This window comes from Allorhizobium ampelinum S4, from assembly GCF_000016285.1.
Taxonomy (GTDB): domain Bacteria; phylum Pseudomonadota; class Alphaproteobacteria; order Rhizobiales; family Rhizobiaceae; genus Allorhizobium; species Allorhizobium ampelinum.
Window position 1 is genome coordinate 390,927 of record NC_011981.1, and the last position, 22,069, is coordinate 412,995.

General features: G+C 56.2%; 22 protein-coding genes. 11 read left to right on the plus strand and 11 right to left on the minus strand.

The window, feature by feature from the left end; genetic code table 11:
* Positions 1-10 precede the first annotated feature (10 nt).
* The 5 genes from AVI_RS27410 (at position 11) to AVI_RS27430 (ending at position 3,882) form a co-directional block, all read left to right on the plus strand.
* Complete coding sequence (locus AVI_RS27410; RefSeq protein WP_197522877.1) at positions 11-766, plus strand: carboxymuconolactone decarboxylase family protein; 756 nt, start codon at positions 11-13, stop codon at positions 764-766.
* Position 767: 1 nt separating this feature from the next.
* Complete coding sequence (locus tag AVI_RS27415; RefSeq protein WP_015918513.1) at positions 768-1,472, plus strand: dienelactone hydrolase family protein; 705 nt, start codon at positions 768-770, stop codon at positions 1,470-1,472.
* Positions 1,473-1,557: 85 nt separating this feature from the next.
* Positions 1,558-2,403, plus strand: a complete 846-nt coding sequence (locus tag AVI_RS27420; protein ID WP_015918514.1) for an SDR family NAD(P)-dependent oxidoreductase — start codon at positions 1,558-1,560, stop codon at positions 2,401-2,403.
* A gap of 4 nt (positions 2,404-2,407) precedes the next feature.
* The gene (locus tag AVI_RS27425; protein WP_015918515.1) at positions 2,408-2,968 is read left to right on the plus strand and encodes a carboxymuconolactone decarboxylase family protein; all 561 of its coding nucleotides are present in this window, start codon (positions 2,408-2,410) and stop codon (positions 2,966-2,968) included.
* 59 nt (positions 2,969-3,027) lie between these two features.
* A complete protein-coding gene (locus tag AVI_RS27430) occupies positions 3,028-3,882 on the plus strand; it encodes a fumarylacetoacetate hydrolase family protein (protein ID WP_015918516.1) in 855 nt (284 codons plus the stop codon).
* Between the two features lie 248 nt (positions 3,883-4,130).
* Here AVI_RS27430 and mhpA read toward each other — a convergent pair whose 3' ends face one another.
* Together mhpA and AVI_RS27440 are read right to left on the minus strand one after the other, a co-directional pair.
* Positions 4,131-5,642, minus strand: a complete 1,512-nt coding sequence (gene mhpA, locus AVI_RS27435) for a bifunctional 3-(3-hydroxy-phenyl)propionate/3-hydroxycinnamic acid hydroxylase MhpA (RefSeq protein WP_015918517.1) — start codon at positions 5,640-5,642, stop codon at positions 4,131-4,133.
* Positions 5,626-7,107, minus strand: coding sequence for an MmgE/PrpD family protein (locus AVI_RS27440; RefSeq protein ID WP_015918518.1), 1,482 nt, complete (start codon positions 7,105-7,107; stop codon positions 5,626-5,628). Before AVI_RS27440 ends, mhpA begins: the two co-directional genes overlap by 17 nt.
* A gap of 296 nt (positions 7,108-7,403) precedes the next feature.
* Between AVI_RS27440 and AVI_RS27445 the strand changes: the two genes are divergently transcribed.
* The 5 genes from AVI_RS27445 (at position 7,404) to AVI_RS27465 (ending at position 11,010) form a co-directional block, all read left to right on the plus strand.
* Positions 7,404-7,805 carry a GlcG/HbpS family heme-binding protein gene (locus AVI_RS27445; RefSeq protein WP_174083697.1) on the plus strand — a complete coding sequence of 134 codons (402 nt, stop codon included), beginning with the start codon at positions 7,404-7,406 and terminating at the stop codon, positions 7,803-7,805.
* Between the two features lie 95 nt (positions 7,806-7,900).
* Positions 7,901-8,434: a VOC family protein gene (locus tag AVI_RS27450; protein WP_015918520.1), complete on the plus strand. Its 534-nt coding sequence runs from the start codon at positions 7,901-7,903 to the stop codon at positions 8,432-8,434.
* 144 nt (positions 8,435-8,578) lie between these two features.
* Entirely contained in the window at positions 8,579-9,514 is a 936-nt protein-coding gene (locus tag AVI_RS27455) for a fumarylacetoacetate hydrolase family protein (RefSeq protein WP_015918521.1), read from the plus strand.
* A 155-nt stretch (positions 9,515-9,669) separates the two neighbouring features.
* The gene (locus AVI_RS27460; RefSeq protein WP_015918522.1) at positions 9,670-10,443 is read left to right on the plus strand and encodes an IclR family transcriptional regulator; all 774 of its coding nucleotides are present in this window, start codon (positions 9,670-9,672) and stop codon (positions 10,441-10,443) included.
* Between the two features lie 18 nt (positions 10,444-10,461).
* Positions 10,462-11,010: a carboxymuconolactone decarboxylase family protein gene (locus AVI_RS27465; RefSeq protein WP_015918523.1), complete on the plus strand. Its 549-nt coding sequence runs from the start codon at positions 10,462-10,464 to the stop codon at positions 11,008-11,010.
* 24 nt (positions 11,011-11,034) lie between these two features.
* On the opposite strand, the gene AVI_RS27470 is transcribed toward AVI_RS27465, so the two are convergent.
* The 7 genes from AVI_RS27470 to AVI_RS27500 all read right to left on the minus strand — a co-directional run bounded on the left by AVI_RS27470 (position 11,035) and on the right by AVI_RS27500 (position 18,962).
* On the minus strand, positions 11,035-12,126 hold the full coding sequence (locus AVI_RS27470; RefSeq protein WP_015918524.1) for a branched-chain amino acid ABC transporter permease: 1,092 nt from the start codon (positions 12,124-12,126) through the stop codon (positions 11,035-11,037).
* Between the two features lie 10 nt (positions 12,127-12,136).
* Positions 12,137-13,000 (minus strand): branched-chain amino acid ABC transporter permease, encoded by an 864-nt coding sequence (locus tag AVI_RS27475; RefSeq protein WP_015918525.1) that lies wholly within the window; start codon positions 12,998-13,000, stop codon positions 12,137-12,139.
* Entirely contained in the window at positions 12,987-13,709 is a 723-nt protein-coding gene (locus AVI_RS27480; RefSeq protein WP_041699809.1) for an ABC transporter ATP-binding protein, read from the minus strand. Before AVI_RS27480 ends, AVI_RS27475 begins: the two co-directional genes overlap by 14 nt.
* Positions 13,709-14,428, minus strand: a complete 720-nt coding sequence (locus AVI_RS27485) for an ABC transporter ATP-binding protein (protein WP_015918527.1) — start codon at positions 14,426-14,428, stop codon at positions 13,709-13,711. Before AVI_RS27485 ends, AVI_RS27480 begins: the two co-directional genes overlap by 1 nt.
* Before the next feature lie 58 nt (positions 14,429-14,486).
* On the minus strand, positions 14,487-15,767 hold the full coding sequence (locus AVI_RS27490; RefSeq protein ID WP_041700070.1) for an ABC transporter substrate-binding protein: 1,281 nt from the start codon (positions 15,765-15,767) through the stop codon (positions 14,487-14,489).
* A 335-nt stretch (positions 15,768-16,102) separates the two neighbouring features.
* Entirely contained in the window at positions 16,103-17,860 is a 1,758-nt protein-coding gene (locus AVI_RS27495; RefSeq protein ID WP_015918529.1) for an FAD-dependent monooxygenase, read from the minus strand.
* 28 nt (positions 17,861-17,888) lie between these two features.
* On the minus strand, positions 17,889-18,962 hold the full coding sequence (locus AVI_RS27500) for a maleylacetate reductase (RefSeq protein ID WP_015918530.1): 1,074 nt from the start codon (positions 18,960-18,962) through the stop codon (positions 17,889-17,891).
* 101 nt (positions 18,963-19,063) lie between these two features.
* Here AVI_RS27500 and AVI_RS27505 point away from each other — a divergent pair, with 101 nt between their 5' ends.
* Complete coding sequence (locus AVI_RS27505; protein ID WP_015918531.1) at positions 19,064-20,014, plus strand: LysR family transcriptional regulator; 951 nt, start codon at positions 19,064-19,066, stop codon at positions 20,012-20,014.
* 10 nt (positions 20,015-20,024) lie between these two features.
* Here the strand turns inward: AVI_RS27505 and AVI_RS27510 are convergent, their stop codons facing one another.
* Positions 20,025-20,357: a hypothetical protein gene (locus tag AVI_RS27510; protein ID WP_015918532.1), complete on the minus strand. Its 333-nt coding sequence runs from the start codon at positions 20,355-20,357 to the stop codon at positions 20,025-20,027.
* A 13-nt stretch (positions 20,358-20,370) separates the two neighbouring features.
* Positions 20,371-21,159, minus strand: a complete 789-nt coding sequence (locus AVI_RS27515) for a dioxygenase family protein (protein WP_049777552.1) — start codon at positions 21,157-21,159, stop codon at positions 20,371-20,373.
* Positions 21,160-22,069: the final 910 nt, after the last annotated feature.

The following is a 22,069-nucleotide window of genomic DNA, read 5'->3' on the forward strand; positions in this document are numbered from 1 at the left end:
GGAGACCATCTTGACATCAGCAGGGTCGTCGCTCGATCCAGACTGGATCCGTGCGGAGTTTAAACGTCGGCGTGGTCACTGGCATGATGACTGGGAGGCGATGCTTTCCTACTCACCAGCCTATGTTGCGGCCTATCTCGATTTCTCCGTCTATTCCGACGAGCAAGGGTCGATATCGCCAAAACTGCGCGAATTGATCTATGTGGCAACGAATTGTTCGCCCACACATATGTTCGAAAAGGGGTTTAAAAACCACGCCCGGCAGGCACTGGATTTGGGGGCTAGCCCGTCAGAGCTTCTTTCCGTAGTCGCAACGGTTAGCGCGATGGGCATTCACTCTTATCTGCTCGCCGCTGAAGCAATTGCCGAGTTCGCGCCCGGTGAGATTGTTGTCGATGAGCCGTCTGCGACGATGGTGCGCAAGGAGCATCTTGCCGTTTTCGGGGCCGTCTTGGAAGAAGTTCAGGCCGGAATAAAGCTTGATCCGAAGTTCTATCAATGCTGGCTCAATTTCGCGGCCGCCCCGATGCGGGGTCCAGATGCGACACTGTCGATGAAGGAGGCGCATCTGATTGCGCTTGCGGTTCATGCGCAGGTCACACAACTCAATCCGGTCGGTGTGCGTCAGCATGTGCGGGCAGCCTTGGAGCATGGAGCAAGTGCACGGGAAGTGCTCGATGTGTGCAAACAGATATCGAGCATGGGCATTCACGCCATGGTTTTTGGCCTGCCAATCATCAATAGCTTAACACGGGGAGGTGTTTGAGATGCGAGGTGTTGAGCGGCGTTATCACGCCGGAGATACAGAATGTATCGGATATTATGCGGCGGGAGACAGCGCCGCCAAAACCGGCGTTCTGTTGCTGCATGAAGCGCCGGGGCTTGGCCCCCATATGCGCAGACGCGCCGACATGCTGGCGAGCCTTGGCTATCACGCCTTCGCTGCGGATTTATACGGGGCAGGGCAATTGGTGAAAGAGCCTGCGCAGGCACGAGCCTTGGTGGGCGCATTGAAAGCGCAGCCCGGTCTGTTGCTCGCGCGTATCGAAGCCGGGTTGAAAGCCCTCTCTGACGCCGCCCGGTTGGATGTCGGGGCTATCGCTGTCGCTGGCTATTGTTTCGGTGGCTGGTGCGGGTTGGAACTGGCCCGGTCGGGTGTTCCTGTCAAAAGCGCAACCGTCTTTCATGGCGCACTGACGAGCGATCGAGGTGCGGCAGGCATCAAGACCTCCCTGATGGTTTGTGTCGGTGATGCCGACCCTTTTTCGCCGATGAGCCAAATACACGGCTTCCAGCAGGACATGAGCACCGCAGGTGTCGACTACCAACTGTGCCTCTTCGGGGGTGTTGGTCACGGGTTCACCGATCCAGATATTCATGAGGCTGGCCCCGGCTTTGGCTATGACGCCAAGGCTGACGCCTGCTCATGGGGCGCTTTCATTTCCCTTCTGGGTGGAACACCGGCTGCCTAGAGTTTGTCAAGGAAAAGCGGACTCCGATCTCCCTGAAAAGACAAACAAAAACAATAGGCTATAGCTGCAACATAGGATGCAACGGATGAAATTCGACGGCAAATTGGTACTCATAACGGGTGCCGCGACCGGTATTGGTCGCGCAACTGCACGAAGCCTTGGCCAGTTGGGTGCCCGGGTGGTTATCGTGGATATCAACGAGGACGGCGCGAAAGAAGCGGCCAAGTCGGTGCCCGGTGGCAAGGCGGTGGCCTTCCGCTGTAATCTCGCCAACGATCAGGAGGTCGCTGACTTGCAGCGACAGGTCGAAAGCAGCTGCGGTGTGGTCGATATCCTCATCAACAATGCCGCTAAGCCTCCAGTCACCGGCTCTATCTTGAATGTTGGTCTCGATCAGTTTCAAGCCGCATTTGATGTCAATGTGCTGGGCTATCTTCGCACCATCAAGGCTTTTTTGCCGGGAATGCTGGAGCGCAACGCGGGCCACATCGTCAACACCTCGTCTGCATTGGCGCTGCTTCCGGATCCACCGATCCGCTTCATGGGCCCCTATATCACCTCAAAGGGCGCCCAGCTTTCCCTGAGCTATGCCTATGCGCATGCCCTAAGCGGAACCGGTGTCGGTATCTCGGTTTTCTGCCCCGGTATTACGGCAACCGCCGAGATGCCGGGCGGTGTCCCGCCGAGCCCACCGCCGGGAATGCCTGCACCAGAAGAATTTTCCATCGGTGTTCCGACGCGACGCACTGTGCGTGTGCCGGCAGAACATGCTGCAAAGGTCTTGATTGAAGGCCTTGAGCGGGATGCCTTCCTGATCTGCTCGCAGTCCAATTATCAGCCAGACCTCATCGCATTCGCATCGGCCGGTTATGATCCAGCTTCGATTGTTGGAGAGGCACTGGGCGAGGCAAAACGAAGCTTGGGGGCATAAGGCGATGGGACGCATAAAATATTTGCGAATGGAGGATCTCCAGCCCGAGCATCGCAACATCCCGCGCATGACGTCGAATATTACGCGGGCGGTTGCGCATAGTCCTGTTCTGGCGAATCTTGTTGCAGCAAGGGGAATGTATTTCCGCCATCAAAGCGGGTTGAACCCACGCCTGCGCGAACTGGCAATCTTGCAAGTCGGCTACAGCACCCGCTCTGCCTATGAATGGGCGCATCACATCGATGTGGCGCTGTCCTTTGGGGTGAGCCGGGATGATATCCGGGCGATCGGCGTGGAGAGCGAAGGTGGCGAGACCCATCTGGAGCCGCTGGCGCGGGTCGTGCTGGCGGCAACAAGAGAGCTCACAGATCACATCACGCTCTCCGGGGAGCGTTTCGATCAACTCGCGCAAGCCCTCAGCAGCGAGCACCTTGTGGATCTGCTGGTCACCATCGGCGAATATATCGGTCTCGTTCGCGTCATGGCGGCCATCGAGATTGATCTGGAGCCAGAATATATCCCGTTCCTGCAGGAGTTTCCACTCCCCGGGACGGGAAGACTTTGATTGCCGGTCAACGGTGAATGCTCAATCCCAGAACCGGTACAAACAGGAGTGCTTAAGACATGAAACTACTGAGTTTTGAAATCCAGAACCGTAAAAGCTTCGGCGCTGTCATTGATGACGGCGTTATCGATCTTGGGCGCAAGTTTGAAGGGCGCTATGCAGATCTTCTGGCGGTCCTTGAAGCAGATGCCCTCCGTGAAGTTGAAGCTGCATGTGTCGGGGTAAAGCCGGACTATGCGTTAACGGATATTACGTTTCTTCCGGTCATCCCCAACCCGCCGAAAATCATCTGTATTGGCGTGAATTATGAGGCGCACCGCTCTGAAATTGGCAGAGACCCCAGCAAGAAGCCGATGGTTTTTGCGCGGTTCCCAGCCAGCCAGATTGGCCACATGCAGCCTTTGGTGGCTCCGCCCGAGTCCCATACATTTGACTATGAAGGGGAGATCGCAATCATCATCGGCAAACCCGGCCGCCGGATCTCGCAAGCCGATTCTTGGAGCCATATTGCCGGCTATGCGCCTTATAATGACGGCAGTATTCGCGAATGGCAGGGGCACACCGGGCAATGGACGCCGGGCAAGAACTGGTATCAAACGGGTGGTTTTGGCCCCTGGATGTCAACGCGCGGCGAAATTCCTGACAACGCGCCGCTGCATCTCAAGACCCGCGTCAACGGACAAGAAGTCCAAAGTGCGGACGCCAGCCAGATGATTTTCTCTATTCCGGAAATTATCGAGTATTGCTCGATCTTTACCCCGTTGGAAGCGGGCGATGTGATCGTTACGGGAACGCCCGGTGGCGTCGGCGTTCGCCGCAACCCGCAACTGTTCCTTAAGGATGGAGACATTGTTGAAGTTGAGATCTCCGAAATTGGCATCTTGCGTAATTCGATCAAGGCAGAGCAGCTATAAAAATCCTATGAGGACAATGATCGGATACGGCTTTATGGCCGTGTTCGATGCCTCCTGAGCAAGGCTTATCTGTTTTCTATTATAGCGTTGTGCACCATCGAGAGTGCCAACGCTATAATGCTTTATAGTCGTTGCATATTTTCCATTTGATCCGATCCATATGTAAAGCCAGATCCAATGAAATTGAGGCCATTTAGCATCCAGATCGGTGACGCTGAACGGCCTCAAGAAGGCTGCCGATGGAAATTTTACCTTTGCGCCGCCATCCCAATCATGTCTGTCTGCTGACCCAAAGTGGGAAGCAATTCTGAGATACGGTCAAGGTCTTGCGGGCTATTGGCGATCCCCAAAATGTAACGGTCGGGCCGAATGATAATGGCCATCGCGCCAATCTCAGCCAAATAGTCTCCGCCCTCATCAGCAAGGCAGACCAAGCCGACGTCATGCCATCGCCTGCGCGTGTCTTGCGATACCTTGTCCAGCACATCCTGCGCCCCAAGAACCACGAAAGCATTGCCGACTACGTCATCTAGCGGGCGACCGGACGTGAGGATCGGTTGCCGCGAAATCATGCCTGCCGGGAGCGGTTCTGATCCGTGCAATCCCTCACCAAGTTGCGCGTTGATTGAGGTGATAAACCGTCCACCCTTGGCCAGATTCTCATCTCTCTCTCGCGCCAGTTCAGGGTCAACTGTCTGAATGATGCTGCCGATCTGAATGGCATTCTCGATATATTTGCGAACGTGTGGTGCTCGTTCCTGTTCATACGTATCGAGGAGCTCCTCCGATGCGGTGCCTTTGATCACGCTGGCGAGCTTCCAGGCGAGGTTGGAACTGTCCCTGATGCCAGCACAAAGCCCCTGACCAAGGAAAGGTGGTGTCTGGTGCGCGGCATCTCCGGCAAGAAGCACGCGATCCACCCGCCATGGCTTGGCCATGACAGCGTGGAAGAAATAGGTCACCGCACGCTCGATCTCGCCATCATCGGGCGTCAGCCAGGGAGAAAGGAGCCCCCAAATACCCTCAGGTGTCAGAAGCTGTTCAAGATCATCCCCGGGCATCACCATAAACTCCCACCGGCGTCGGTTCTTGACGCAACGCATGAAGGTCGTGGGGCGCACCGGGTTGCAAAATTGAACCGTACCGTCCGTCAGGCCGTCAACATCCCGGTTCATCAGCAGATCGACCACGATCCAACGTTCATGGCTTCCGAGATCCTCAAGCTGGCTCGAGATCATGCCACGAACAGGCGATCGTCCGCCGTCACATCCAACAAGGTAACGGCCTTTGATTGATGCGGTTTCACCAGTCTTGCGCGTGCGGTATTGTGCGACAACGCCGTCTTCGCCCTGTTCCAGTGAAACGACTTCACAGCCGGATAATACCTTTGCTTGCGGGAAGCGATTGAGGCCCTCCCGCAACACCGTTTCCAGTGCGGGTTGGTGAAAGCGATAACTTCCATGCCAGTTCTGCGGCCCCATTTCGGCGGGACGCGGCCAGTGCAGGATGACTTCGTGCTGTGCGTTGATAAAGGTCATGCCGGGATTGACGTGTGTGTCGGGCTTGATCTTGTCTGCAAGCCCGAGTGTTTGAAACACCCGCATCACCTCCCCATCAAAATGGGTCGCGCGCGGCAGCGTAAACATCGTTTCATCGGCCTCAACGATGCATACCGTCAGGTCCATGCTGCACAGCAGGTTTGCCAAGGTGGCACCTGTTGGACCCAACCCCACAATGACGACATCAACTGACCCTACCATAATCTCTCCTCTCCAGTTCTGCGGCCGATATGATTCCGGCGTTTTGCATGTCTTCCCTGTCATGGTCTGCCACCGTTTTGGGTGTCAGTGAATTGTCTATCTCCGTCATGATCGCCGCCAGTTCCGGCCCAGCCGTTGGATTGTTCAAGTCCAGACAGCATTGCTCAATGTGCATCGCCAGGCTTTCACGGATGATACCGCGCGCGAGACGGCGAAATTTTCCTCGTGCCAAATCAAGATCGAAGGGTTTGGCGGGGTCGCCGAGGGCGTCCGATATGGCAATTGAAGCAATAATCCTCTCATTGATGAAAAGATCGATGCTCGCGGGGTAATTCTGAGGGCATTGGTGCGCCAGTTCAGGATCGGCAACAACCTCCACCTTTTTTGCAAACTCCACCACCGCTGGGTCAGCCACGGCATCGGTTCGCTCGATGTCGAGCAATTTATCCGGCCAAAATGCCGCCAGAGCGAGATTGTAGCTGCAACTGGTAATGCGAGAAAGGCGGCTCAAACTGACATCATGGTGGCCGATCATGCCAGCATGCACGGGTGGGGCTTTCACAACGACCTTGCTCACAGTGTCAAGCGGAACCCCCTGTTTCAGAAGCATTTGAAAGCCGTCGATGGCGGCTATGGCGTGCTTGGCTGCGCAATAAGGTTTGATACTGGTGCCCAGGACGGCCGCCTGACCTTCAAAGACATTCAGGAGAATATCTTTCTCCAATGTTACGCCGTGGCTTCGGGCGGGCCACTCTCCATCCATGAAGCTTCTATCGCCATTGAAGCCTTTCGAGGCACTGAGGGCGGCGATGCAGCCCGTTCTTGCGGCAAGGCCCGCGAGCAACCAACGCGCAGAGGTTCCCGCGCCGCCAACCACCCCGCCACTCACGCTGCCTCCCGGCCTTCCACTCGACGTGGAAAGCGCAATGGCCAGTGCATGCGATGTTCTTTCCCAATCCAAGCCCAAAAGCTTTGCGGTGACTGCGGCTGTTGTGACCGGTGCGAGCAGATAGGTGGGCCAGATGCCCTTGTGTAAGATATCAGGACCGGACACCGCGTCGCCAAGGCGGGTCATGATCTCATATCCCGCGTGGAGTGCATCGATAAACAGAATGGTGTCGGCACGATCCGCCAGATCGGCCATCAAAGACAAAGCCGTCATAACCACAATCGCGCCCGGCGTTGTGCATGAGGGCATATGCACATCGTCCACCTCGCTCAGCCGTGCGGTGGCGACCCTCAGTGCAATCGTGTCCAATGTTGAGCGCGTCAGTGGTGCCAATGATTGGGATTTCTCATCTCTGAGCCGTGAAAGACGATGGCCTTCTCGTGTCGCACGCCCCGCAATCCATGCACCGATAGTGTCGAGGACGTGGATAGACAGGCCCTGCGAAACAAGGGGATCTTGCCGAAAGGGTGCTCCTGAAGCGATCCGTTTGGAAACGTCGTCAATCAACGTGGTCATCGATCGGTTCCCTTTGCGTGTTCTTGAAGAGTTTGGCTTGGCTGCCATCTGCTTACGGATGCTGCTGCGTCCGGCATTGAGGCCAGATTGATTTTATGACGGCGGAAAAACATGGACTCCCCCCAGAGTGAGATCGCGACGTGTCAGCGACGCTAAAAGGTTTTGCATGCCTCTTTGAAAATGTCAATTAATCTAATATTGTGAGATTTATCTGATTTTTCGAGAGACTTTCATTCCTAAGGAGAAAACGACACATGCATATGAGGCCACACCTGAATGAGATCGACATAATTCTGATGTGCGAGGCAGCCCGCAGATGTGCCGAAGCAAACAGTTGGAGTGTCACGATTGCCATTGTTGACGAAGGCGGCGCTCTTCTTCGTCTTGAACGAATGGATGGCACCGGCTCTGCCACCAGCGAAATCGCCATTGGAAAAGCGAAAATGGCGGCAATTTCCCGGCGAAAATCAAAGGATATGGAGGAAAGAATCGCAGAAAGACCCGTTTTTCTCAAACTTTCATACGGATTGCCGATTCAGGGCGGGCTGCCGATCATGGTTGAAAAATGGTGCTTGGGCGGAATCGGTGTGTCTGGGGTTCAGTCCCATCAGGATGAAAGCATTGCCCAGGCTGCCTTGGACGCGCTTTTATCGAACGCCGAGACCATCTCTGCGATTTTGCCGGCGAAGGCGCTATAACGATATTGACGTCAATCTCAATTTGTGAGATTGATATGGTATTCGATATTGGGAATATCGTTCTGTTATCAAAAATGAGTTTCAGGGAGGTAGGAATGCAACAGGTTTCCATCAGCCATGTCGGGCTTTTCGTTCACGATCTCGCGCTCATGCGTGAATATTACATCAATGTGCTCGGGTTTATCGTCACAGATGAAGTGCCGGGCAGAATGTGCTTCTTGAGCCGCAACATCGAGGAACATCACCAGGTTGCGCTATTTGCTGGCCGGACAGCTGACACCCCGCAGGTGCAGCAGCTTTCGTTCAAGTTGGACACGCTTGAAGAAGTGCGTGAAGTCCATCGTCGTCTTGTTGATGCTGGCACTAAGGAGATGCGCTGCGTGAGCCACGGCATTGCCTGGTCAATCTATTTCCCTGATCCTGAGGGCAACCGGCTGGAATATTTCACCGACACGGAATGGTATGTCAAACAGCCTTGCGCCGATCCGGTCGATTTCACCCTTCCGGCCGATGAGATTTATCGCATATCCGAGGCAACCAATCGTGCGCATGAAGACTTCCAGCCGTTGCACGAATGGCGCGATCGTTTCAACGAAAAGCTGAAGCAGAAGATCTTGGAAACCCAGTAACGCTTCGGCGCAAAGTGCCGGATCGGCAATCGTGCGCGCGTTGACGAGGCACTGGATTCTGTCCGGCTCAGATTGAGCCGGACAGAGTCTAGGAAGCCGGGTTCCATTTTATCCTCGATAAACTCTAGCTTAGAGATCATCTTCATGAAACTTGCATTTTTCGATTCCTACAAACTTGGCGTCGTGCGAGGTGACGTCATCATCGACGTTTCGTCCGCAGTCGAGACAATTGCGCATGTGGGGCCACACGACCTCATGCAAGGATTGATCGAGCGGTTTGATGAGTTTCGCAGCGCGTTGGAAGCCGCTGCAGACGCTGGTGAGCCGATCAGCTTGGCATCGGTTGCGCTGCGAGCGCCTCTGCCGAAGCCCAGCAATATCGTCTGCATGGCCGTGAACTACATGGAGGACGGAACACTTGCGGAGCCGCCCGCCATCAATGCGTTCCACAAGGCACCAACGGCTGTCATTGGGCCGGGCGGAACCATGGTCCTGCCTGACATTCCCGCAAGGACCTTTGAAGGGGAAGCTGAGATGGCCTTGGTGATCGGCAAGCGTGCGCATCAGGTTTCTGCTGAAAACTGGCGCGACTATGTTTTCGGTTACGTGAATTTCATCGATGGTTCGGCGCGTGGCACCCTCCCTGAAAAGAACAATTATTTTCAGATGAAATCGCGTGACACGTTTGCCCCGATTGGTCCCTGGATAGTCACCGCCGATGAAATCCCGGATCCGCAATCCTTGCAGGTTCGCCTTTGGGTCAATGGCACGCTCAAGCAGGATTTCAACACCGATGACATGGCGCACAAGATCCCGCGTTGCATTGAGTGGCTAAGCCATATCCAGGTTTTGGAGCCGGGCGATGTTGTGGCCACAGGCACAAATCACCGGGGTCTCAATGCACTTCAGGATGGAGATAGCGTAGAGTTGGAAATCGAAGGTCTTGGCCGGCTTGCGATCAATGTGCGCGATGACCTGAAGAGAACCTGGCCACGCGACACACGTGTTGAGCTTATGGCCAAAGGCGTGAAGGGCCCAGCCGTTCAACTGACAGGCAAACACGCGCCCGTCAGCCCATGATTTGATCAGGGGAGGGAGGTGGGGCACCTTGCACACCTTCCCTTCGGTGATTAGCGTGCATTTTTTTGGTCGAGTCTCTCTGCGTGGGATAGGTGCGTCGCAACGGTGCGATGACCCTCACGGATCGGCGCAAACAACTCTACACGCGAGCCTGCATGTCAAGCCTAACGAAAATGCTCCTGATCCTTGATCTGTTTTCGGTTGATAAGCCGATTTGGTCAGCTGACGAGATCATCCAATATTGCGGGCATTCGCGTCCCACCGGCTATCGCTATGTCAAGGAACTCTGCGACGCTGGTTTGTTGCGCCGCGCAGAGGGTGGCTATTCTCTTGGTCCGCGCGTGATTGAACTCGATTACTATATCCGCCAATGCGACCCGCTGTTGATCGCATGTCGGCCAGTTATGGTGCGGGTGGCGCAGGAATCGGGCTGCGATGTGCTGCTGGCCAGCATGTATGGTACGAAGATAATGGCGGTTCACCAGGAGTTGGCGCACGAAACAGGTCAAATCGCATTCGGTCGAGGACGGCCGATGCCGCTGTTTCGCGGCGGCGGATCCAAGGTCCTGCTGGCGTCGATGACAGCTTCGCAGCTCAAGAAGCTCTATGATCGTTATGGAGCGGAAATAGCCGAGGCGGGGCTTGGAGCCACATGGGCAGATTTTCGCAAGCAGATGCTGAAATATCGAAATGACGGCCATGTTGTCTCGATTGGTGAGCTTGACCCGAATGCTGCTGGTGTCGCGATTCCGATCCCTGTCGGTGACGCACTCGACCCGGCGGCCCTGGTGATTTTAACAACGCGCTCGCGCTTTGATCTTATGGAAAAAGCACTGCTGGTCGATATGGCGATGAATGCGGCCCGGCAGATCGAAACATCGATGCGCGGCAACCGTGAAGTTCAGGCGAAAGCCCTCCTGCTCTCGTGACACTCAGGAAATACGCGCATGCGTTTGACCGATCTACAATTGGAAGACATGTCACCGGCACAGAAAAATGTGGCCGAGGAAGCTAAATCTGGCCGACGCGGTCACATTCCAGCACCGCTCAGGGCGTGGATCCACAGCCCCGAATTGGGCGCAAGGGCGCAACGCCTCGGCGAATTCGTGCGCTATAACACAGAGCTTGGTGCTGATCTGTCCGAACTTGCGATTCTTGTGGTTGCGCGCGACTGGGGCGCCGTTTTCGAGTGGGATGCGCATAAGCGGGAAGCGTTGAAAGCGGGCATAGAGCCGCATGTCATTGAGGCAATCCGAACACGCACCAGTCCCGCCTTTCCAAGCAACAAAGCCCGCATCGTCTATTGTTATACAAAGACATTATTGGAGACCCGCTTCATCCCAAGCCCGCTTCATGACGAGGCTGTGACTGTTCTGGGGCAAGCGGGCCTAGCAGAACTCGTGGGTGTGGTTGGCTACTACACGTTTGTTGCTATGACCCTCAATGCCTTTGAGATCGGGGTAGAAGAGGGCTCTGGGGATTTGGGGGTGAGCTGATCCTTGCACTGCTTGTCGGTGAGGTCAGTTTTTGTTTTTCGTTCTACCGCGCAACAGCCGTCGAACCGGGAAAAACTCAATGCCGGTGCGCTCTGAGAACAGGCCCCAGATACCGCGTGGTGCAAACAGCATTGTTAAAATTGCCAGTGCGCCCAGCAATAACAGATACCATGAGCCAAAATCTGACAGAAGATTTTGCAGGAAAAACAAAATGATCACGCCAACGATGGGCCCTTCGATGGTGCCGATTCCACCCACCACGACGATAAACAGTACATAGGCTGTCCAATCTGTGAGTGAAAAGGCGGCATCGGGTGAAATTCGGGCTTTCTGAAGATAGATCAGTGCGCCAGTCATGCCGGTCAGGGCTGCTGTGAGAAGATAAATCGTCAATTTCAGACGAAGGGCATCCACGCCGAGTGCCGTTGCCGCTGTTTCATTGTCGCGCACAGCAGCAAGGCCCAGTCCTTGCTTGCTGCGCAACAGCCGATAGACGAAAACGATGGTGAAACCCGTCAACAACAATGCGAGCCAATAGGCCAGTGAATCCAGCGCAACAGCCGGTTTCATGCCGAACAATGCGCTGATGGTGGAAACGCCAAACATCTCGCGGGTCGCCTCGCGTGGCAGCGACGCCCCGGTGCCGCCGCCCAGCGTTTTCCATTGGGCAAACACCAGCCGCCCGACTTCTGCAATCACCCAGGTGCCGATGGCGAAATAGGAGCCGTGGAGACGGAAGGTGAAGAGGGCGGTGGGCAGTGCCACGATCGTGGCAAAGACGCCCGCCAGCGGAATGGCAATCAGCGGATTGACGCCAAGCAGAATGACCATTGCAAAAAGCGCATAGGCCCCACAACCGACAAACAGTTGTTGGCCGACCGAAATCAATCCGGCATATCCGGCAAGCAGGTTCCAGCTCTGTGCCAATGTCAGCATCGTCAGGATGTAAAACAGATTTTGCACTGTGCCACGCGACACGAAAAACGGAGCGAAGGCCAGCACTGCAAAGACCAGTATGAGTCCTATCGTAAAGGCTGAAGATAGCCGTGTTCGTGTTTGAATGCGCCAGCCGGTTGGTGGATTCTCTTGGGTTGGGACGATGTTGGTGGATGTCATCTGCTGATCCTCAATCATTGGCGCGGGGAAACAAGCCGCGTGGCCTGACCAGAAGCACGATCAAGAAGGCGATATGGCCTGCCAAAATCTGCCATTCGGGATTGATGGCTGCACCGAGCGTTTGAGCGATACCCAAAACAACACCGCCCGCCAGTGTGCCCCACAGTGATCCGAGTCCGCCAATGATGACCGCCTCGAAGGCATAGATCAGCCGCGATGGCCCAGCGGTGGGGTCGAAATTGGCGCGGGTGCTGAGATAAAGAGCCGCGATTGTGACCACAACCATGGCAAGCCCTGTTGCCATGGCAAAGATACGGTGCGGCCGCACGCCCATCATGCCAGCTGTCACCGGATCATCGGATGTGGCCCGAAATGCCCGACCAAGCGAGGTACGATAGATCAACTGGTTGAGCGCGATAATGACGATGATCGCCGATCCGAACGTCAAAAGCGGCATGATACCGATGTTCAGTCCCGCCAAAGGCAGCGATGCGGTTTCCAAAACGCCTGTCGAAAGACGACGACTATCGGCGGTGAAGCCTTCCAGAAGGCCATTTTGGATCACGATGGAGAGGCCGAACGTGACCAGCAGTGGCGGCAGGATATCCTTGCCGAGTGTGCGGTTCAAAAGATAGGTCTGCAACAGCCAGCCAAGCCCAAACATCAGCGGGATGGCAATCAGGGCTGCAAGAAACGGGTTGATCCCGAAGGTATTGGCGAGCATCAGGATCAGGAAAGAGGCGAGGACAATCAGGTCGCCATGCGCAAGATTGACCAGTCGCATAATGCCGAAGACCAGACTGAGACCTGCGGCAAACAGCGCGTAGAGGCCGCCCAGCAGCGCGCCTTGCAGAATGGTATCAAGCCAGTTCATGGGATTCGGCTCCGAAATACGCGGCATGAATGTCGTTGCGATCGAGATCGGACGGGCGGCCCGTCAGTGTGATGCGGCCCTCCATCATGCAATAGACGCGATCTGCCTGTTTCAGCGCCTGACCAATATCTTGCTCGACAATGATGATAGCAGCACCTGCGGCGCGGATGCGTGGGAATGCGGCATAGATATCCTTGATCACCACCGGGGCAAGGCCAAGGCTCAGCTCATCGCACAACAGGACCTCGGGATTGGACATCAGCGCCCGGCCAATCGCAACCATTTGCTGTTGACCACCGGAAAGCGCTGTCGCAGGTCTGTGGCGGCGTTCCTGCAATATCGGGAAAAGCTCGTAAATACTGGCAAGCGACCATGGGCCATTGACCGTGCGGCCATATTGGCCGATCAGCAAATTTTCCTCGACGGTGAGCGAGGGGAAAAGCTTGCGCCCTTCCGGCACCAGCGCAATGCCACGGGCCATCACATCGGGTGCCGCCAATGCACCGATGGACACGCCTTGGTGCAGGATGGCGTCTGGCTCAGACGCCAGCACCCCGACAATGGCACGCATCAAGGTGGACTTTCCAGCGCCATTGGCCCCAATCACCGCAATCATTTCTCCGGCGTCCAGCCTGAGATCGACGCCGAACAGAGCCTGAAAGTCGCCGTAGAATGCCGTGAGGCCGCGTGTTTCGAGCAGACTGGTCATCATACCTCCAGACCCAGATAGATTTCGCGAACCTCTCGCGAGGCCATGATCGCCTGCGGTTCGCCAATGCCCAGCACCCGGCCGAAGTTCAGCACAAGGATGCGCTCCACGACGGCTGTCAGCGCGTGCAGCACATGTTCTATCCAGATGACTGCGACGCCACGCTGGTGAACGCTCCTTATGGTGGCGACGAGTTGACGACATTCGCCTTCCGTCAATCCACCCGCTATCTCGTCAAGAAGCAGCAGTTTTGGCTTTGTGGCCAGTGCGCGGGCCAGCTCCAGCCGCTTGCGCTCCAGAAGGCCCAGTGAGCCTGCAAGTGCATTGGCTTTGGCAATCAAACCGGTTTCAACAAGAATGTCGGCACAGAAATCGGTCATCTCTGCCTCACTGGACTGCGCGCCAAAGGCCCCGGCAACCAAGAGGTTTTCAAAGACGGTGAGCCGCTCAAAGGGCTGGGGGATCTGGAAAGTTCGTCCCATTCCGGCAAAACAACGCTGCATGGGCGGCATGGTCGTCACGTCGCGGCCATCAAACCGGATTGTTCCAGACGCGACCGAAAGATTGCCACTGATCAGATTGAACAAGGTGGATTTGCCCGCGCCATTCGGTCCAATAACCCCCAGTGCCTCGCCCTCTTGCACGGCAAAATCAATGTTGTCAGCAACCACAATGGCACCAAACGATTTCGATACGCCACTCAGTTCAAGGATTGGCATTCAAAGGCTCCTGTTGAAAACGCACCCGCTCCGCAGTGTGGGAGCGGGACGTTTGCGCTCACGCGAGAGGTTCGAGCTTGCCGCCCAGCGGCACAGACGGAATGAGGCCGTTTTCGACCACCACAAGGTCATAGCCGCCGCCGGTCTTGAGCCGCCATTGACCCCCGACCAGCGGGGTCTTGGCCACATTCTTGCTGGCAAACGGCGGCAGCTTGTCGCTGCCCCAGGCAATGGGGCCGACCAGTGTGTCGAGCTTGGTTTCACCAATCGCTTTGGCTACAGAGTTGGCGTCGCTCACATCCTCGGCCCGCTTCATCACATCGACGGCGAGTTCGAAAAGCGCATGGGCAAAGCCGATAGGCTGCGTCCAGGGACGCCCTGTTGCCTTGGTGAAGGCCGCCGCGACCTGGGCCGACGTTTGGCCGGTGAGCGAGGATTTAAACGGATGCGTTGGTGTCCACCAGACTTCCGTGGAGAGGTTGTGACCGGCATTGCCGAGCGCTTCCACGGCTTGCGGAAACAGCAGCGCTTTGCCGATGGAGGCGATCTTCGGCTTCAATCCCTGCTGTTTGGCCTGATTCCAGAATGTGGTGAGATCCGGCGGGATCATCACTCCGGTCAGAATATCGGTGTTCTTCTGCTTGAAGGCGTTGATCTGGGCAGAAAAATCATCCGTCAGATTCTGGTAGCGCCCGGTGTCCGTCAGTGAATAGCCAAGCTTTTCAAGAACCGGCGGGAAGCCGACAACCTTGTCGCCCCAGGCATTGCCATCGCCATCATTGGGAAACAGGCCGCCGACCTTTTTGTCGGTCGCAAGCTGGCTCCACATGCCGGTGTAAACCGCGATGATATCTTCCAGCCCCCAAAAGAAGTGGTAGGCATAATTAAACGGCTTCCAGCTTGCAGGATCGGAGGGATTGCCTTGCTGACCGATGAACCAGGATTGCCAGGGTGCGACAGTGGAAATACACGCCACACCTTCCCCCTCGCAGGTGGTTGAGACAGGATTGGTCGTTTCGGGCGTCGAGGAGACCAGCATCAAATTGACCTCGTCATCGACGATCAATTCCTTGGCCACTTGAGCGGCCCGGTTGGGGTTTGACTGGCTGTCCTTGACGATGACCTGATAGTTGAGGCCCATGGCTTTGGTTGCTGTCATAAACGCATCGATGACAAACTTGTCGGCTTCGCCGAAGCCCGCGAGTGGGCCAGTCTGGGGGCTGACATAGCCAAGTTTGATGGCCACATCCTTGGCAATCGCTGGCGCGGCCAAGCCCGAGGTTGCAAGCACAGCGCCACTGACGGCGGTTGTCTTGATAAAATCACGTCTGGTGAATATCGGTCGTCCCATTGCCATGCGCCTCCCCGCGCGTTGAGCTCTGTCTGAATGCGGTAGCCGTCGGCAGCAAAGCCCGCATCCGCCGACCGTTAATGCCACACACCCGTCTTTCATCTCTGGAATCTGGTCAAAAGTGCATTGATCGCTGTTGAGCGACCCTGCGCATCACGCACACGCACTTTTCGAAATAGGTCTCCTCCCCCAATTCCCGTCTTCCCAGGTCAAAAGCTAACAGCCAGAAACCACATAATTGATCTGAATCGTCGTGGTAAATATGTCATCAGGTTATGAACTGGCATTCGAATGGCACCGATCATCTCGGTGCCATTGCTGGCTTAGAGCGCCAAAATCTGCCGCAGCACACGGCGCAAGTCGTCCGCCGGTGTGCCGCTTGCTGCCGTGCTGCGCCAGCACACATGGTGGTCTGGCCGAACAAGAACGCAGCCGGTGTCGCGGATCTCGCTCAACCGCGCCCAGTCGCCGGTGGGATCGACATAGGTTTGGCGCGGGCCGATCATATGCGCGTTGATCTCCATGCCCAGTTCGCTGCCCACCGCTGCGGCGGCGTCAATCCAGGCTTTTCCACCCAGGCCCGTCAGCAGCGTGAATTTGCCATGGCCGCAGAGATCGAGAGTTGATACTTCGGCACCTCCGACATGTTTGTAGAGCCAGGCATGCGGTAGGCGTGCACCCGGCCAAGTGGTTGGCTGGTGATGCAGGTCGGCATCCAGCAGGAAGTCGGGTTCGATCTGCCCGTCGGTGACGATGGCATCGGACCGATAACGCTGGTTCATTTCGATGCCATGCGCGTCAAACTCATATTTCTTGAAGGCGATTGCCTTGCGGATGGCCTCGCGTTGCTGTTCGGCAGCCTCGGTTCCATCCGTGCGGGCTTCAAGATTTTTCTGCATCTGCTCTGGATCGACGCCTTCGCTCATGCCAAGTGCTGCGAAAATCGGCCCGGTTTCGCCAATCGACTGGTTGGCGCGGCTGACGATCTGCTTGGCGATTGGGGCGCGTTCGACGTTGAAGCTTTCCAGCAGGCCCTCGCCAGCCTGACCCTTCAGAACCATGGCAAGCTTCCAGGCAAGGTTGAAGGAATCCTGAATCGAGGTGTTTGAGCCGAGGCCATTGGAGGGCGGATGCCTGTGGATGGCATCGCCAACGCAGAACACGCGGCCATTGGAGGTGCGGGTGGCATAATAATTGTTCACGGTCCAGGTGTTGGCCGCCAACAGTTCAATTTCCAAATCAGGATCGCCGATCAGCTGCCGCGCCACGCCGGTGGCAAGCTCCTCTGTCACTTCCGGTTCGGGCCCGTTGATGTCATAGCCCCAGACGATGAGCCATTCATTCCAAGGGCGCACCATGCGCACCAGCCCCATGCCAATGCCGCCGACATCGGCACCCGGCTGCATGACCCAGTAGAGAACCGAAGGACGATGCGCGACATATTTGGTGAGGTCGGCCTTGAACAGGATGTTCATCGAGCCGCCGACACCCATTTTGCCTTCAAACGGCAGGTCAGCATGCTCGGCCACCAGCGACTTTGCGCCATCGGCACCGATCAGATATTTCGACTGGATGGTCAGTTCATGTCCCGAAAGCCGATCCTTGCAGGTGGTCAACACGCCTTCGGCATTTTGTTCGTGGCGCAGATATTCGGTGGACATGCGCGCTTGAGTGCCGCGAGAGCAGGCTGCCTTGAACAGCAAAGGCTCCATGAAAGTTTGCGGCAAGTCATTCATCTTCGTCGGAGATGACATCAGATGTTCAGCTTTGCTCAGGGGATGATTGCCCCAAGCTTTCAGGCGGCCAATTTCTTCACCCGCCAGACTTTCGCAGAAAATGTTTTCGCCCATCAGTTCCTGATGCGTCGCAAACAAGTAGGCCTCGTCCTCCACATCACGGCCAAGATCGCGCAGCACTTCCATGGCACGCTGGTTGGTAATGTGAGCGCGTGGTGAATTGGCCAACCAGCGATAGCGGTTGACGACCATATTGTTGATCCCGTAGGTCGACAGCAGGGCTGCCGCTGCCGAGCCTGCCGGTCCAGTGCCGATAATCAGCACATCCGTTGTAATGTCTGCCATTTGTCAATTTCCTCCCTCTTCAACTCTGTCAGGCGACCGGCGGCTCTCCGGTCCATGCCGCTTGCAAAAGCCGCCTTATCGCGTCCCGCTCCACAGGACGTGGATTCCAGTATGGATTTTGCGCCGCAAGATCGGCTGCCCGATCAAGGTCGCTCTCCTTCAATCCAAGGTCTTTCAGAGCCATCGGAGCATGCGATGTGCGGGCAAAGTCATAAAGCTCGGCTCCTGGCTCTTGCCCCCCGAACAGCTCAGCCAATGGGCGCAATTCACCCTGCGCGGCAACGCTGTTGTAGGCGATTGCATGCGGCAAGATCACAGCGTGCGTTTCAGCATGCGGCAAATCAAAGCTACCACCCAGCGTGTGGCAGAGCTTGTGGTGCAGTGCCATGCCGACCTGACCCAGCACCGTTCCGCACAACCATGCGCCATAGAGCGTTTCACCACGCGCCTTGAGATCGGACGGATCTTTTAGAACACGGGGCAGGGCATCGCGAAAGGCGCGCAGCCCTTCAAGCGCCATCAGCGTGGTCAAGGGGGTACGGTTTTGCGCATAAAGGCCTTCGGCAGCATGGGCCATCGCATTCAACGCGCTGGTCACGGTCATGCCAACGGGCAGGCTGCGCACCAGTTCTGCATCATAGAGAATAACTTCGGGCTGAACCTTGGCGCTGGTCAATGTGGTTTTAACGCCATTTTCCGTCTGTCCGAGAATGGCGGTTGCTTCACTGCCCGCATAGGTCGTTGGAACAACGATTTGTGGCAGATCACTGCGCAAAGCAATGGCCTTGCCAAGGCCGGTTGTGGAGCCGCCGCCAATGGCGACCAGACAATCGGCGCCAATGTCGCGGGCATAAGCCGTTGCTTCCTCCGATATGTCCACAGGTGTATGCATTCGGGCGCGGGTAAAAATGCCTGCTGCGTGGTCGCCACACCGGGCCGCGAACTCTTCCGCGACATGCGCCTGTTCCGGCGTTGTCAGGATCAGCGCACGATGACATTCCAACCGTGTGATTTCTGCGACCAGATCGTGACGCACACCAACGCCGAAACGCACACGCAATGCCGGCCAGGTCGACGCAAACTCTTCGCGGAAATATGACATGGGGCTCCTCCTGCCGACTGTCTGGCTCCTATGAAGGCGACAATAGATCAGTGAAAGGCGGATATTGATCGGAAGGTGGCGATATAATATAATCTTTTGTTATGAAGATAGACAGTGAGCATCTCGAAATCCTGGCGGTCATCGTTGAAAAGGGCGGACTGACGGAGGGCGCTGAAGCGCTTGGGAAATCGCAGCCATCAGTGTCGCGCACCATGGCGCTTTTGGAGGAGCGGATCGGCACGCCGCTGTTTGAGGCCGGGCGTCGGCCTCTGCGCCCGACGGAGCTTGGCAATCAGCTGGCGCGGCTCGGGGCCAAAATCAGAACTCAAAACCTTGAGGCCAGCCGTCTGGTGCAGCGCTATCGTCAGGGGCAGGCGGGCCGATTGCGTCTGGGCGGAACGCCAATTTTCTTCGATGGCGTGGTTGCCGGAATGGTGGCGGAATTTCAAAACCGCCATTCCGATGTGCAAATCACCCAGACCTATGGCTATTTCGAGGATCTTTCTGCCGGCCTGCGCAGCGGTGCGCTTGATCTCGCTATCCTTCCGATGCACGCCAATATGATCCCGGCTGACATGCAGTTCACACCCTTATTGGCTGGCCGCAACGTTATTGTTGGCAGTGCCACACACCCCTTGGCGCGGCGCGGTGCGATCACGCTGGCGGACATCGAACCCTATTCCTGGATTGCGCCGCCGCCCGACAGCCCGCTGTTTCGCGATTTGCAACGATCTTTGAAATCAATCGGGCTCGATGATTTCAAAGTGAGTTTTTCAGGAGGAACGCTGGCGTCTATTTTCAGCGTCGTGCTGGGGTCCGATTCTCTGACGGTGCTGCCCTATTCGGTTGTCTTTACCCACCAACGGGTTATCCCTCTCCAGGCGCTGCCGCTGCGCATTGAGCATCCTGATCGCCAACTGGGATTGCTGACAGCCACGGAGCGGATGCCGCCGCCAGCGCTGGAGCGGTTTGTCGCGTTTGTGACCGAGAAGTTCAAACATCTCAGCACCCGCATGGAGCATGAGCAGCAAGTAACCCGCCGCCGCGGCTAAGCGCATGCTGCTATTTTAATGCGACATAGGTCACAGGGTCTAGGTGAGCGATGCGCACCGCACCATGCGCGCCTGTGGCCGTATTCAGTAGATCACGTAGCTTTTCTGCGGCTGCCCGAATGACAGTTTCGGTGCGCTTGGTATGCGGCAAGATCAGCAGTTCGATATTGAGTTGAGGCTGGTCTGGCAATCCAACAACCGGGATGACGGCCAGTTGGCAGGCCGATGGCGCGACCTGAAAAGCCTCGCACAGCAGATCCCGGATCCGCGGCAGCGCCTCGTGAAAACTGGCGCGGGATGCCTCGAAAATGGTTTCGTCGACATATATCTTCAGGTTTGGCACCGCCGGCTCACTTTCATTCTGGTGTTAGCACGAAGTCAAAAGGTGATCGCCACAGGGTTGCAGCATCCTGAAGTCGCTCATAGGGAGCAACGAGCGTTTCCTTCACCCCGAACACCGCATCGGAGGAAAGATATTCATCGCCGCCGACAAAGGTATGGGTGACCAGCTTGCGAAAGCCGGGTGCGCTGATCATGTAATGCATATGCGCGGGCCGCCAAGGGTGACGGCCGAGGTGTTCCAGCAGTGCGCCAACCGGCCCGTCATCAGGGATCGGGTAACTCACCGGACGGATGCCCACAAAGCGATAGCTGCCATCGGCCCCTGTGATGAAGCGACCGCGGTTGTTCCACTTCGGCTGGATGTCAGGCTGCTGGACATCATAGAAGCCATCGGCGTTATCCGACCAGACATCAACGCATGCGCCCTCAATCGGTTGGTGATCAAGGTCGAGAATGCGGCCTTCGAACAGGCAGCTCTCACCCTTGCCATCCAGACTGATCACAGTGCCATGGTCGCGAATAGGGGCGTTTTCAACGTGGAATGGGCCAAGCACCGTGCTTTCCGTGGCACCTTTGGGACGGCGATTGGTGATGGCATCCACCAGCATGGAGCAGCCCAGCACATCGGATAGCAAAATAAACTCCTGCCGCTCTTGCGTACAGATCTGGCCGGTCTTGGTCAGGAAGCCAATGGCGATCTCCCACTCCTCAGAGGTCAACCGGGTATCCTTGACGAAGGCATGCAGATGCTTGACCAGCGCCGACATGATTTCAGCCAATCTCGGGTTCGTATCGTTACCCATGCGGGCGTTGACGATAGCGACCGAATCCTCCTCCACGAAGTAGTTCACGGCAATCTCCTTTTGCTAACCAACACTTCCCGTGCCATGTTTTCGACAACGGGCGCGCGGGGGCCTCCTCCAGACGGCCAAACCCATGCAGCGTATCAATGATATGCGCGTTTCATCGGTCATAAGATTGTTTCATGCGCAAATAATATAACATTAGGTCATGCAAAAAGTTTGGAGAGGCGACCCCGATTGCGCAGTTTCGCGCAGCGAATGCTCTACCATCGGGGTGGAGTCTCGCCAGCCTCAGGACCTAGTGATCCAAGTGTTTTGGCTTCTGCCGTTTGTTTGTTTTTGTAAGGCATTGCAAGACAAAGGAATGGCTCCCTGCAGACGACAAGGCTCTTTATTGCAAAGCAACTTCATCGAAAAAATGTTGCCAAGCATCAAAGACTGGAGGCGCATCTCAACACGATACGGCAAATCCACTCACGCCTTCCGCTCCGCAATCCATAAACTGCAATCTGAACCGAGATCTCTGCGGGTCTGAATTACAGAGATCTCGGGAAATCAAAATAAGACATTGGATGATTGCCAACTGATGCGAAATTTCTCGCCTATGATGTGCTTAACCCTGTGAATTATTCAGTTTTGGCAAGGACCTCGCGTGAGCAGCAGCTTCACCGGAATAGGGGAAATCATCCCCGAGTTGCTGGTCGCCCTTAAAGACTTTGAACGACGGCCCATCGACCTCCACAATCTTGTAACCGTTTACGTATTCGATCTTCGACGTTTTCCACCCCAATACAAGCTCTCCTATTTCAGGCCGCTGTCTCAAAGACGGGTTTGCGGGTAGCCCATAAGCACAGCTGTATCAGGTGCCTGGCCAAAGAGCCAATTCCCTGAAGCCGATCCGGGATTTCAG

Coding starts and splice junctions, on each gene's coding strand:
- AVI_RS27415 (WP_015918513.1), top strand. CDS start 768: ATGCGAGGTGTTGAGCGGCGTTATCACGCCGGAGATACAGAATGTATC.
- AVI_RS27420 (WP_015918514.1), top strand. CDS start 1,558: ATGAAATTCGACGGCAAATTGGTACTCATAACGGGTGCCGCGACCGGT.
- AVI_RS27425 (WP_015918515.1), top strand. CDS start 2,408: ATGGGACGCATAAAATATTTGCGAATGGAGGATCTCCAGCCCGAGCAT.
- AVI_RS27430 (WP_015918516.1), top strand. CDS start 3,028: ATGAAACTACTGAGTTTTGAAATCCAGAACCGTAAAAGCTTCGGCGCT.
- mhpA (WP_015918517.1), bottom strand. CDS start 5,642: ATGGTAGGGTCAGTTGATGTCGTCATTGTGGGGTTGGGTCCAACAGGT.
- AVI_RS27440 (WP_015918518.1), bottom strand. CDS start 7,107: ATGACCACGTTGATTGACGACGTTTCCAAACGGATCGCTTCAGGAGCA.
- AVI_RS27445 (WP_174083697.1), top strand. CDS start 7,404: ATGTGCGAGGCAGCCCGCAGATGTGCCGAAGCAAACAGTTGGAGTGTC.
- AVI_RS27450 (WP_015918520.1), top strand. CDS start 7,901: ATGCAACAGGTTTCCATCAGCCATGTCGGGCTTTTCGTTCACGATCTC.
- AVI_RS27455 (WP_015918521.1), top strand. CDS start 8,579: ATGAAACTTGCATTTTTCGATTCCTACAAACTTGGCGTCGTGCGAGGT.
- AVI_RS27460 (WP_015918522.1), top strand. CDS start 9,670: ATGTCAAGCCTAACGAAAATGCTCCTGATCCTTGATCTGTTTTCGGTT.
- AVI_RS27465 (WP_015918523.1), top strand. CDS start 10,462: ATGCGTTTGACCGATCTACAATTGGAAGACATGTCACCGGCACAGAAA.
- AVI_RS27470 (WP_015918524.1), bottom strand. CDS start 12,126: ATGACATCCACCAACATCGTCCCAACCCAAGAGAATCCACCAACCGGC.
- AVI_RS27475 (WP_015918525.1), bottom strand. CDS start 13,000: ATGAACTGGCTTGATACCATTCTGCAAGGCGCGCTGCTGGGCGGCCTC.
- AVI_RS27480 (WP_041699809.1), bottom strand. CDS start 13,709: ATGACCAGTCTGCTCGAAACACGCGGCCTCACGGCATTCTACGGCGAC.
- AVI_RS27485 (WP_015918527.1), bottom strand. CDS start 14,428: ATGCCAATCCTTGAACTGAGTGGCGTATCGAAATCGTTTGGTGCCATT.
- AVI_RS27495 (WP_015918529.1), bottom strand. CDS start 17,860: ATGGCAGACATTACAACGGATGTGCTGATTATCGGCACTGGACCGGCA.
- AVI_RS27500 (WP_015918530.1), bottom strand. CDS start 18,962: ATGTCATATTTCCGCGAAGAGTTTGCGTCGACCTGGCCGGCATTGCGT.
- AVI_RS27505 (WP_015918531.1), top strand. CDS start 19,064: ATGAAGATAGACAGTGAGCATCTCGAAATCCTGGCGGTCATCGTTGAA.
- AVI_RS27515 (WP_049777552.1), bottom strand. CDS start 21,159: ATGGGTAACGATACGAACCCGAGATTGGCTGAAATCATGTCGGCGCTG.